At 40.1% G+C, this 12698-nt stretch carries 14 protein-coding genes and 1 pseudogene; all 15 read left to right on the top strand.

Features of this window, described 5'->3' with window-relative positions:
* A partial coding sequence (locus tag HMPREF9469_RS18845; RefSeq protein WP_007865177.1) for a polysaccharide biosynthesis protein occupies nt 1-608 on the top strand: 608 nt, incomplete at its 5' end.
* A gap of 204 nt (nt 609-812) precedes the next feature.
* Nucleotides 813-1343, top strand: a complete 531-nt coding sequence (gene loaP / locus HMPREF9469_RS18840; RefSeq protein ID WP_007865175.1) for an antiterminator LoaP — start codon at nt 813-815, stop codon at nt 1341-1343.
* Entirely contained in the window at nt 1324-1545 is a 222-nt protein-coding gene (locus tag HMPREF9469_RS33010) for a hypothetical protein (protein WP_007865172.1), read from the top strand. Before loaP ends, HMPREF9469_RS33010 begins: the two co-directional genes overlap by 20 nt.
* Nucleotides 1509-1658 carry a DegT/DnrJ/EryC1/StrS family aminotransferase gene (locus tag HMPREF9469_RS33850; RefSeq protein WP_242827929.1) on the top strand — a complete coding sequence of 50 codons (150 nt, stop codon included), beginning with the start codon at nt 1509-1511 and terminating at the stop codon, nt 1656-1658. The genes HMPREF9469_RS33010 and HMPREF9469_RS33850 overlap by 37 nt, the downstream gene beginning before the upstream one ends.
* 349 nt (nt 1659-2007) lie before the next feature.
* The gene (locus tag HMPREF9469_RS33845) at nt 2008-2316 is read left to right on the top strand and encodes a sugar transferase (RefSeq protein WP_227884455.1); all 309 of its coding nucleotides are present in this window, start codon (nt 2008-2010) and stop codon (nt 2314-2316) included.
* Nucleotides 2317-2657: 341 nt separating this feature from the next.
* A pseudogene (locus HMPREF9469_RS31430) lies at nt 2658-3266 on the top strand (polysaccharide biosynthesis protein).
* Nucleotides 3267-3421: 155 nt separating this feature from the next.
* Nucleotides 3422-4705: a DegT/DnrJ/EryC1/StrS family aminotransferase gene (locus HMPREF9469_RS18825; protein ID WP_007865170.1), complete on the top strand. Its 1284-nt coding sequence runs from the start codon at nt 3422-3424 to the stop codon at nt 4703-4705.
* Nucleotides 4706-4729: 24 nt separating this feature from the next.
* A complete protein-coding gene (locus HMPREF9469_RS18820) occupies nt 4730-5401 on the top strand; it encodes a sugar transferase (protein WP_007865169.1) in 672 nt (223 codons plus the stop codon).
* Nucleotides 5402-5425: 24 nt separating this feature from the next.
* Entirely contained in the window at nt 5426-6130 is a 705-nt protein-coding gene (locus HMPREF9469_RS18815; protein ID WP_007865168.1) for an acetyltransferase, read from the top strand.
* Nucleotides 6052-6762, top strand: coding sequence for an acetyltransferase (locus HMPREF9469_RS18810; protein WP_082197774.1), 711 nt, complete (start codon nt 6052-6054; stop codon nt 6760-6762). Before HMPREF9469_RS18815 ends, HMPREF9469_RS18810 begins: the two co-directional genes overlap by 79 nt.
* A 33-nt stretch (nt 6763-6795) precedes the next feature.
* Entirely contained in the window at nt 6796-8130 is a 1335-nt protein-coding gene (locus HMPREF9469_RS32645) for a 3-hydroxyacyl-CoA dehydrogenase family protein (protein ID WP_007865164.1), read from the top strand.
* Between the two features lie 15 nt (nt 8131-8145).
* Nucleotides 8146-9414, top strand: coding sequence for an acetyl-CoA acetyltransferase (locus tag HMPREF9469_RS18800; protein ID WP_007865161.1), 1269 nt, complete (start codon nt 8146-8148; stop codon nt 9412-9414).
* Between the two features lie 92 nt (nt 9415-9506).
* Nucleotides 9507-10352 carry an aldolase/citrate lyase family protein gene (locus HMPREF9469_RS18795; protein WP_007865158.1) on the top strand — a complete coding sequence of 282 codons (846 nt, stop codon included), beginning with the start codon at nt 9507-9509 and terminating at the stop codon, nt 10350-10352.
* 3 nt (nt 10353-10355) lie between these two features.
* On the top strand, nt 10356-11504 hold the full coding sequence (locus HMPREF9469_RS18790) for a glycosyltransferase (protein ID WP_007865155.1): 1149 nt from the start codon (nt 10356-10358) through the stop codon (nt 11502-11504).
* A gap of 17 nt (nt 11505-11521) precedes the next feature.
* Nucleotides 11522-12694 (top strand): glycosyltransferase family 4 protein, encoded by a 1173-nt coding sequence (locus HMPREF9469_RS18785; RefSeq protein WP_007865153.1) that lies wholly within the window; start codon nt 11522-11524, stop codon nt 12692-12694.
* Nucleotides 12695-12698: the final 4 nt, after the last annotated feature.

Raw genomic sequence — 12698 nt, 5'->3', positions numbered from 1 at the left:
TGGGAAGCAACGGAAGTGTTATCCCGCTGTTTAAAAGACAGATTGAAAGCGGCGGACCGGTAACTGTGACACATAAGGATATCATACGGTACTTTATGACCATACCGGAGGCGGTCAGCCTGGTGATACAGGCAGGAGCCTATGCAAAGGGCGGGGAAATATTTGTCCTGAACATGGGAAATCCGGTCCGGATTCTGGACATGGCCGAGAACCTGATCCGTTTGTCCGGCTATGAGCCGTACAAGGACATTGATATCTGCTTTACCGGACTTAGACCCGGGGAAAAACTGTATGAGGAGCTGCTCATGGATGAAGAAGGTCTCCAGAAGACGGAGAATGAGCGCATTTTCATAGGAAAGCCCATAGAAATGGATTATGACAGGTTTGAGCGGGCGCTTCACCGTTTGGGGGAGGCTGCCAAAAGCGAGACAGGAAACGTACGCCAGCTGGTACATGAGCTGGTGCCGGAATACCATTACAAGGGTATGGACTCAGATCTTGCTGCCGCAGAGGCTGCAACGGGCCGGGAATCCGGTGTTGTGGCTTTGAACGCAGACCAGTTGACCGGGCATAAGAAGGTTGCAATGTATCAATTGGGATTAAAGTAGGATGAAAAGGGTATGAAAGCAGAATTGTCGCTTTGCCGCATTCTGAGGTCATACCTGTTATATTATTAAAAACTATCTATGGGAAAGGCAGGATTTATCCGCTTTATTCATGGAATGGCGAAGCACGCCCTTTTGATACAATGTTGAAATAAGGTACAGGTAATAGATAAAAAGATCTGATTATCAAAAAGGATTGAGAATGGAATGGAAAACTGGTATGCAGTACAAGTAAGGACCGGTCGGGAAGAAATAACAGCCCAGCTCTGCACTAAATTGGTGGAAAAGGATGTTATTATAGAATGCTTCATTCCTAAATGTGAGCGGATGAAACGCTATCTTGGAGAATGGCATATAGAACAGCATGCTATGTTTCCAGGATATATTTTCATTATAACAAAACAGATTGAAATGCTGTTTTTGGAATTAAAAAAAATCCCGGAACTGACAAAAATTCTGGGAAGTGGGACGGAATTTATCCCTTTGAAGGATTCTGAAGAAGAATTGCTGTTGCATATAGGAGGAGAGGAACACCTGGCCAAAATGTCACAAGGATATATAGTGGGAGATAAGGTTATCATCACTTCCGGGCCTATGAAGGATATGGGAGGATATATTAAATATATTAACAGACACAAGCGATTAGCGGTGGTCAGGGTAAACATGTTTGCAGGAGATCATGATGTGACAATGAGTTTGGAGATTGTGAGAAGATTGAATGAATATAGAGAATTTTAAGGGATTTAAAGATAAAATATGGCTGTCCAGTCCTACGATGCATGGGGAAGAACTGGATTTCATTCATGAAGCATTCAAAACCAACTGGATTGCACCTTTCGGAAAAAATGTAGATGAATATGAAAAAAACTGGCGGAATTTGTGGGGTGTGCTGACGCTGCTGCAATGGTATCCGGCACTTCTGCGTTGCATTGTTGCATGAAACTTGCAGGTGTCAAGAGGGGAAGTATTGTTCTCTGCTCAGATCTTACATTTGCGGCTACTGTTAATCCTGTTGCATATGAAAAACGGTACACAGGTATTTATCGATTCTGAGAAAGCGCAGAAGAGGAGGCAAATGTTGGCGGCGAGATTTTTACAAGGGGGTTATGTCTGCCTTCTGGTATCAAAATGACGGTGGAACAGCAGAATACTGTAATTGTAGTTATAGGAAGGATATTCCAGAAAAATAACAGCAGATGATTATTGGATGAATAAGATTATACAAAAATAATGTATGGATGTACATAGAAAGGGCCTTTATAAAAAATATATAAAGTACCCACAGGATTTCCTTTGCACATTACTGGCGTTAGTTGTTTTGTCGCCAATAATGTTGATTATTGTTATTTTAGTTAAAGTAAATATTGGCAGTCCCGTTATTTTTAAGTAGGAGCGACCGGGACTGAATGGTCAGGTATTTACTCTATATAAATTCAGGACTATGACAGACCCAAAAGATAGGAACGGGATTATTCTTTCCGATGATGTACATTTTACGCCATTTGGAAGAAAATTGCGTTCATCCAGCCTGGATGAATTGCCAGAACTACTTAACATGCTCTGGGGAATTTTACAAGGCTTTCGGTGGCCTGAGTTGAATCCTGTTATGAGATTTTTATACAGGTTGACGATTCGAGAGCCGAAAACCGTGAGGTTGGGAAGGCTTCTTGAATGTTCTGTTTGGCCCAACCTAAAGAACATAAAAATCTGATAGGGAGGTTTAACTTAAGCCTGTGTCTGAATCGAAAGAGAAAAGATATGGGCTTTTTGCCGTTGTCTTAGAAAAAGACAATGGCAAATGAATAAAACATATAGAAACAAAATCAAAGCAGGAAATTAGATTTGTTTTCAGCATGTTTGTTGGATATGACTTGATTGTATATGCCATCGTAGCACTCATATTATTAGTTCTTTACCAAGGAATGAATAAGTTGTCAATCAGAGGGATACTGCAGCAGGTATGCCTTTCTGTGATTTGTATTTAGTTAGCAAAGATGAATCCGAAGCAGATTATCATTTTAGACATCTATTATAAATTGGTGCCTATGATGTTTGGCAGGAATTGAGATTGCATATGGCAATCGTCTGCACCTTCAGATTGACATATGTTCGATTACTTATAGAAAAGCACTTGAAAAAGTTTTCGAGAATTATCACCCACAGATCATTATCAATGCCGCTGCTCACAAGCATGTGCTGTTAATGGAACATAACTGTGTAGAAGACATTTATAACAACGTGTTTGGTACACAGAATCTTGTGGAGCTTTGTGAAGCATATGGTGCGGAGCGCTTTATGATGGTTTCCACAGATAAGGCTGTCAATCCGAACAATGTTATGGGCGCAACCAAGAGAATGTGCGAAATGATTTTACAGAGTGCAAGTACACACGGAAATGTAAAATACAGTGCCATACGTTTTGGAAATGTGCTTGGAAGTGCCGGATCAGTGATTCCACTCTTTAAACGGTAGACTGCAAACAGCGGACCGGTTACGGTAACAGATAAAAGGATTATCAGATACTTTATGACAATTCCAGAAGCATTACAGCTTGTGCTGCAGAGTGGAGCAACCGCAAATAACGGAGAACTGTTCGTCTTAGATATGGGACAGCCGGTTAAGATTATGGATTTAGCTGAAAATATGATTCGTATAAGTTAAAGGTACTAAAGGATGCGTATGATACAGGTGACAACTTGAGTACAAAGGAAGCATTGAGAAGTGTGGTTTCTACATTTAAAAGACCTGAAGAAGTCAACAAAGAAATCGCTTCATAAATAATATACTTTAAAGTCATACATAAAAGGGGAACTGTGATGTTTAACAAAGATAGGAAATTTGAGAGATTTGAAACCAAATTGTGGTTGAGCAGCCCGACCATGCATGAAAAAGAAATTGAATATGTGAAGAAAGCCTATGACACAAACTGGATGTCTACGGTTGGAGAGAATATTAACGAAGTGGAAAGATTAGCCTGTGAGTATATAGGGTGCAAATATGCAGTTGCATTGTCAGCAGGAACCGCATCCCTTCATTTGTCAATGAAGCTTGCAGGGATTGAGGCATATGGTATGCCAAAAGTAGGACATGGTGCATTGGAAGGAAAGAAAGTATTCTGCTCTGATATGACTTTTGATGCAACAGTGAATCCTATTACTTATGAAGGCGGAGAACCGGTATTTATTGATACAGAATATGATACTTGGAATATGGATCCGGCAGCCTTGGAGAAGGCTTTTGAAATCTATCCGGACGCAAAAGTGGTGGTTGTGGCACATCTCTATGGAACTCCAGGGAAAATTGACGAATTGAATGCAGTAATCAAGAAGCATGATGCAATTCTGGTAGAAGATGCAGCAGAGTCTATGGGGGCAACCTATAAGGGAGTACAGACGGGAACCTTCGGTAAGTATAATACAATTTCGTTCAATGGAAATAAGATTATCACCGGAAGCTCAGGGGGATGTTTTTTAACGAACGATAAAGAAACTGTAAACAAAGTTCGTAAATGGTCTACACAGGCAAGAGAAAATGCCGAATGGTACCAGCATGAGGAAATTGGATATAACTATCGCATGAGCAATGTAATAGCCGGAGTTGTCCGTGGTCAGTTCCCATATTTAGAGGAGCATATTGCCCAGAAGAAAGCAATTTACGAAAGATATAAAGAAGGACTTAAGGGCTTGCCGGTGGCTATGAATCCAATTGATTTTGAAAATTCAGAACCCAATTACTGGCTTTCCTGCATGATTATTGATGATAACTATATGTGCAAGCAGGTTCGTGGAGAGCGAGAGGCTTGCTATGTGAAAGAAAAAGGGAAAACATGTCCGACAGAAATTCTGGAGGCAATAGCATCAATCAATGCAGAAGGAAGACCAATCTGGAAACCGATGCATATGCAGCCAATATACAGATTAAATCCATTTATTATCAGAGATGGAAATGGACGTGCCAGATCGAATGCTTATATTGCAGGCAGTGCCGCAGATGTGGGAATGGATATTTTTTCAAGGGGATTATGTTTGCCTAGTGACAATAAGATGACAGTGGAACAGCAGAATAGAATTATTGAAGTGATACACGCCTGCTTTGAGTAAATATGGTAACAGAGGATTATAAAAATGGACAATAACATAGCAGCTTCTCACAAAAAAGGATTTTACGAAAAGTACATAAAAAGACCACAGGATTTCATCCTTTCACTTGTAGCAATTATAGTCTTGTCTCCAGTGTTATTGGTGACTACATTTCTTGTGAAAATCAAGTTGGGTTCACCGGTTATTTTTAAACAGCCAAGACCCGGTTTAGATGGAAAGATTTTTAATATGTATAAATTCCGTACAATGACGGATGTAAGAGATGCAGAGGGTAATTTATTACCGGATGAAAAACGGCTCACAAAATTCGGAAAAATGCTCCGGAGTACCAGTCTGGATGAACTCCCGGAATTGTACTGCATCTTGAAAGGTGATCTTTCCATCTGCGGGCCAAGACCACTCTTGGTATCTTATTTGAAATTGTACAATGAGCATCAGATGCGCAGGCATGAGGTCAGACCCGGTTTGACAGGATATGCCCAAGCTCATGGAAGAAACAGTGTAACGTGGGAAGATAAGTTCGATATGGATGTTTATTATGTAGACCATGTGAGTTTACTCATGGATTGGAAGATTGTTTTCCAGACGGTGCTGACCGTGTTGAAAAGGGACGGGATCAATGCAGAAAATTCTGCCACGATGGAAGCATTCAGAGGAACGACAGATACTGGAACGATTGAAAAAAGTAATTCGTAGCAACAGAGAAGGATAGAAGAAATTATGAAGGATATTGTTATTATCGGTGCTGGAGGCTTCGGAAGAGAAGTCCAATGGTTAATAGAGAGAATAAATGATTCCAGTCGAAAAGACAACAGATGGAATATTCTCGGATATATTGATGACAATGTGGAAGCAGGGACTGACATGAACGGGTATAAGGTGCTTGGAGGAGTGGAGTATCTACTCAGCACAAGTACACTGTTGGCTGTAACTTGCGCTATTGGTGAATCAAAAATAAGGGAAAAAGTCATTGGTAAGTTACGTGCACAAGAGAACTTATATTTCCCGAATTTATTTGACCCTTCCGTATTACATTCTGACTTAATTCAGATTGGAGAAGGAAATATTATATGTGCCGGCACTATCATGACGGTAAACATTCAGATTGCGGATTTCTGTATTGTCAATTTGGATTGTACCATCGGACATGATGATGTTCTGGATTCATTTGTGACTATTTATCCGAGTGTCAATGTGTCTGGATGTGTACACGTTGGAAAATGTTCAGAACTGGGTACAGGTACTCAGATTATACAGGGAAAGAATATTGGAAGTGAAACAATTATTGGAGCAGGAGCAGTGGTGGTAAAAGATATGCCGGATGAATGTACAGCAGTAGGAAGTCCATGCAAACCAATCAAATTTCACAATTTGGATGTGTCTCCGAGGGAGGGGGGGGGGGTGATTGGAAAGATACGTTGTTAATTATAGGTGCAAGCGGTCATGGAAAAGTGGCTGCGGATATTGCAGAATTTTCTTACAAGAAGGTTTTATTTATTGATGATGATAAGAATGCTGTTGGAACTAAGGGAGTACCTGTTGTAGGAGATAGCTCTTATGCAGTTATTCATAAAAATGACTGTGATGTCTTTGTCGCAGTCGGGAACTCGAAAACCAGAGAAAAATTGAATATTTATTACAAAGAGAATGGAGTGACACAGGTTTCCCTGATTCATCCCAATGCCTGTGTCTCGGCAGATGCCTACATAGGAATGGGCACGATCATCATGGCTGGAGCGGTGGTAAATGCAGATTGCCATATTGGAAATGGGGTGATTGTCAATACCGGAGCGACAGTTGATCACGACAATACGATTGAGGATTATTCACATATCTCAGTTGGAGCACACCTTGCCGGAACCGTCCGAGTGGGTAAGCATACGTGGGTGGGAGCCGGAGCAGTGGTTAAAAACAACATATGTATTGGAAATACCTGCATGATTGGCGCAGGTGCTGTTGTCGTAAAAAATATTGTTGAGCCTGGAACCTATGTGGGATTACCTGCGGTAAAAGTGGAAGAAAGGCTTCCTGAATTGAATTTGTCATATAAAGCCTAAGTGTGTTCTACTCCATTCAGATTAGGAGGAGCAGTGCAGAATATCAAAGTGAATATCGTAACAGTCGTTGGGGCAAACGGCACAATGGGAAGGAATATTTCCGCTATCTTTGCATCTTTTGGAAATGCAAAGGTCTACATGGTCAGTCGAGATTTGAAAAAATCAGAACAAGCCAAAGAAAAGGCATATCAATCCGTCCGGGCAGAAAGCGTCAAGAATCATATGATACCGGCAGACTATTCCATGTTGGAACAGTGTGTTAGAGAGTCAGATATTATTTTTGAGAGTACAGCAGAAAACTGGAAGATAAAGTCTGAAACAAATAAAAGGATAGCAGAAATTGCAGGCAAGAATTTAAAAGAGTGCCATAGCACTGTTTTCTGTACCGGAACATCCGGCTTATCCATCGCTGAATTAGCTAAGCTGTACCCGGAAGGGGTACGGAGGAATTATATGGGAATGCATATGTTCAATCCCCCGTATACGATGACACTTTGTGAAATGACACCAACGGTATACACTGACCGGAATCTATTTGAGGCTGCGACAGCTTACTGCAGAGATGTTTTACATAGAACTGTGGTAGAAGTAAAGGATTCACCGGCGTTTCTCGGTAACCGTATCGGTTTCCAGTTTATCAATGAAGCTCTTCAATGTGCAGAAAAGTATAAATATAACGGTGGTATAGATTATATAGATGCGATACTCGGAAGTTTCACAGGAAGAACGATGGCACCGCTTGTCACATCAAACTTTGTTGGTCTGGATGTTCATAGAGCGATTGTGGATAATCTGTATGCCAATACAGATGATTTTGCACATGAGGCGTTTATTTTGCCTGAGTTCGCAGAGAAATTGATTGCAGAGGGGCAGCTTGGACGCAAGTCTGGTGGTGGGCTTTACAAGACCGTGATTCATGACAGCGGAGCAAAAATTTATCAGGTGTATGACATAGAATCCGGTATCTACCGGAATGTGATGAAGTATACATTTCCATTTGCAGAAGCAATGCTTGCAAGTTTGAAGGACGGAGATTACGATCAGGCTTTTCATATATTAAAGACAAATCGTTCTCCGGAAGCGGAGTTATGTCTGGGCTTCTTATTGAAATATGTACTTTATGCCCTCAGAGCCACGGAACTGGTGGGATACGATATTCATTCAGCCGATGATGTTATGGCAACAGGATTCAACTGGTGTCCGCCGCTTGCCATGATTGAGGCATTAGGCGGTCTGGACGAGTTCAGAAGATTATACATGGAGCGAATCCGGCAGGAAGATATTGATAAAATCCAACTGAAGCAGTTACTCCAAAGAGTTGAACCATCAAAATATGATTTCCGCAAATTTATTAAGGCAAAGAGATAGAGGTAGGTGAGAAATATGAGCAAAGTATTCTATAACGAGAATAAGGTGTATGTCCTTGGAGGGGCACAGACAGACTTTGAAAGAAACTGGACAAAGGAAGGAAAAGGGGTCGTTGCCCTTCTGAAAGAAGTAGTGAAAGACGGCTTGAATGATGTCCGAATGACCTTTGAATATATAAAAAAACTGAATCAAGAAAATAGAGTTTGTTGTTTTGTCGGTAATTTTATTGCAGAGAATTATATCAATCAGGGACATCTTGGCGCATTGCTTACCGAAGTGGATGAAGCATTTTATGGCGTTCCAAGTGCCAGATACGAAGCTGCCTGCGCTTCCAGCTCGGTTGCATTAGATGCGGCAATCACAAAACTGCGGGTCGGAGATTATGATGTGGCAATCGTGGTCGGATTTGAACTTATGAAAACCGTAGATGCACAGGTTGGAGGCGATTACCTTGGCAGGGCGGCATTCTATGAAAAAGAAGGTGCCGGAATTGCATTACCGTTTCCAAAACTCTTTGGCAAACTGGCTAATAAATATATAGAAAAATATCAACTTGATGAGAAACGTTATATGGATGCGCTGGCAAGAATCTCAGTGATCAATTATGAGAACGCAAAGCGTAATCCGGCGGCACAGACAAGAAAATGGTTTATGGACTTTGAGCAGGCAAGCCATAGAGGTACGGAAACAAATGCGTTCGTTGGCGGCAGACTTGCCATCTCTGATTGCTCACAGGTAACAGATGGGGCGTCAGTGGTCATATTAGTATCCGAACGTTATATGAAAGAGCATCCGGAATATAAAAATGCTCCATTTGTTAAGGGCTTCGGTCATAGAATCGCACCGATGATATTTAGCAAGAAAATGGCTGACAATGAAGGAAGTGAATATGCACTTCCGTGGACAAGACAGACTGTTGAAGACTGTTATAAACGGGCAGGAATGAGCGTGAATGATATTGATTGTTTTGAAACGCATGATTGCTTTACCAGTTCAGAATACGCAGCTATTTCTGCATTTGGCTTAACGGAACCAGGAAAGGAATATGAAGCAGTTGAAAACGGAATGATTGCTTTTGATGGCAAAAAACCGATCAATCCCAGTGGTGGCTTGATTGGGTGTGGACATCCGGTCGGGGCAAGCGGAGCAAGGATGTTTTTAGACTTATACAGACAGGTGACAGACAGGGCAGGAGCGTATCAGGTCAAGAACGCAAAAAATGCAATGATGCTGAATATTGGTGGAAGTGCGACAACAAATTATGTCTTTATTGTTGGCAAATAGAACTATAGATAGGTAATTCAGAAAAATTCAAACAGAAAAATCACATTACCGAAGTGATGTGATTAAAAAGAATAAAGGAATGGTGATTTAGAATGGCACTTATACTGATGTATATAACAAATAATCCAGTTACAGCAAAAATTGCTCAAGAAGCAGGAGTTGACCGTATCTGGATTGATATGGAGTATATAGGAAAGAACGAGCGGCAAGGCGGTATGGATACTGTTCAGAATTACCATACGATTAGTGATATTGAGAAGCTGAGACCAATAGTTACAACAGCAGAGTTAATGGTCAGAGTAAATCCGCTTCATGAGGCAAACGCAGAATATTGTAGTTCAGAGGAAGAAATCAATGATGCGATTAATGCTGGTGCGGATGTAGTAATGTTTCCAATGTTTAAGAGTGCTGAAGATGTAAAGAAATTTGTTGATTATGTTCATGGTAGAGCTAAGGCTCAGCTCTTAGTGGAGACAGCAGAAGCAGTAGAAAACATTGATGAGATTTTGGAAGTACCGGGCATAGATGAAATTCATATCGGGCTTAACGATTTACATTTGGCATATCATAAGACATTCATGTTCGAACTGCTATGTGATGATACGGTATCCAATCTGTGTAAAAAAATCTCTGATAAGGGAATCAAGTATGGATTTGGCGGTATTGCCCGGGTTGGACTTGGTATGTTGCCTGCAGAGTATATTATAACAGAACACTATCATCTTGGTTCAACAGCGGCAATTCTTTCCAGAGGATTTTGTGATGCGAATATTGTTAGCAATCCAATCGAAATTGAGAGTATCTTTATAGAAGGAGTCGCAAATATTAGAAAAAAAGAGATTGAGGTAGCGGCATATTCAGAAGAACAATATCTAAAAAATATAGAAATTGTTCGGGAGAAAGTAGCTGAAATAGTAGAAAAGAAAAAGGCGAGATGATTTATGAGAAGGATTTGTATTTGTACCACAGTCTCAATTACGATGAAAACTTTTGTTGTTGAAACGGCAAAATATTTGCATGAAAAGTGTGGTTATGATATTACACTAATCTGCAATGAAGATAAAAAATTTGAGGAATCATTGCCGGAATATCTGCATTTTATTCCGGTACATATGGCAAGAGGTATTGATTTTTCAGCAATAAAATCAATTAAACAGTTTACAAGGATTTTCAAGGAGCAGAAGTTTGATATGGTTCAGTATTCGACACCGAATGCTGCTTGTTATGCAAGCATAGCTGCCCAAAAAGCGAAGATTCCTGTCAGGCTGTATTGCCAGTGGGGAATCCGATATGTAGGATTAAGCGGTATCTCCCGAAAAATATTTAAATATATAGAAAAAATAGTGTGCAGGAATTCTACCGATATCCGGGCAGTAAGTCAGATGAATAAAGAATTTGCTGTATCCGAAGGACTGTATCCGAGAGAAAAGGCAGTTGTTGTTGGAAAAGGCGGTACAATCGGCGTTGACATGAAACGCTATGATATAGATAAAAAGTCAGAGTATCGTGAAAAAATACGTGCACAGAATGGAATTGGCAGAGAGGATTTTGTCTGTGGATTTGCAGGAAGAGTATCTGCCGATAAAGGATGTACAGAATTGCTGACTGCTTTTCAAAAAGTTGCTGAAAGTAATTCCAAAGCTAAGTTATTCATAGTTGGTCCGATTGAAAGTAACTGCGGCGTTCCTTTAAATATCATTACATGGGCAAAGGAATCTGAACAGGTAATTATGACAGGAATGGTTGAAGGTTCAAAGATGAATGAATACTATTGTGCAATGGATGTATTGGTTCATCCTACATACAGAGAAGGATTTGGCATGGTTCTTCAAGAAGCAGGTGCTCTTGGTCTTGCTATGATTACAACTAAGATTCCAGGAGCATCCGAGGTTATGGAGGATGGGATTTCTTGTCTTCTCGTAGAGCCTAAAAATACAGAAGAATTAAGGATATCTATGCTTGAACTTGTTGAAAATAGAGCGAAGGCTGCTGAATTTGGAAATGCGGCGTATGAAAGAACAAAAAAATATTATGATAGACCAATTATGTTAGAAAACCAAAGAAAAGACTATGAAACACTATTGAAATAAATGCCGGAGGTGACATTATGAAACTGACTTTTGTGCATGATGGTACATTGAAGTATGATAAAGAGGGAAATTATTATGGTACTGCGGTAACACCATATTCATTATCAAGATATAAGTATATGTCAGATGATATTATCGTTGTGATTCGGACATATCCGTTTAAAGAAGGAGAATCAAGAGATCGGTATATGTTGATTCCATCAGAATATAAGATTCAACATGTATCGAATTATATGTCTGTGAAGGGAATACTTTTTGATCGAAGTAAAGTACGAAAAGAGCTAGAAGAAACAATTCGTTCATCAGATCTGGTAATATGCAGATTCTCAGGCGAAACAGGAAAGATCGCTGCAGATATTTGTCATAAGATAGGAAAACCATATATTGTTGAATGCGTAGGGTGTGCATGGGATTCTTATTGGAATTACAATGTTAAAGGAAAAGTTATTGCACTTTATCAGTTCCTGGATCAAAAGAGATTAATACGAAAAGCTCCCTATGTTATTTATGTTACAGATGAATTTTTGCAGAGACGTTATCCAACAAATGGAAAGTGGATTCCGGCATCTAATGTTGAGTTGCTGCCAATGAATCAGAGTAATTTGTCAAATCGCATTCATAAGATAAAGAGTGAAACTTCAAAACCTGTTTTGACAGTAGGCACAGCAGCAGCTATCAATGTTAAGTATAAGGGACAGGCATATGTGATCGAAGCAATGTCCATTCTAAAAAAGGAAGGTCTGCGGTTTAAATATCAGCTAATCGGATCAGGAAACAAGGGATACTTGTATAATATTGTGAAGAAATATGGTGTGGAAGATGACGTTGAATTTTTAGGTACAATTCCACATGAAAAAGTATTTGAATGGGTAGATGCTCTTGATTTGTATATACAGCCTAGCAATCAGGAAGGACTTCCCCGTGCCCTAATTGAGGCAATGAGTCGTGGCTGCCCGGCTATTGGTTCAACAACAGCAGGCATCCCGGAACTTTTGGATAAACAGGCTATATTTATGAGAAAAAAGGTAAACGAACTTGTCGAAGTATTACGCCGGATGGTAAATCCAAGTGTTCGTTTGGAACATGCGGAAAAGAATTATAATGCTGCTTTGCGTTATCAACGTGAAGAAATTTATGCTAGGAGAAACAAATTCTTTGATATGGTTATGAAAGAAAATAAGTTGAGGTAGGGCA

It is taken from the genome of [Clostridium] citroniae WAL-17108 (assembly GCF_000233455.1).
Taxonomy (GTDB): Bacteria; Bacillota; Clostridia; order Lachnospirales; family Lachnospiraceae; genus Enterocloster; species Enterocloster citroniae.
The sequence above is the reverse complement of the archived record's forward strand: the minus strand, read 5'-3'. Positions and strand labels throughout refer to the sequence as shown.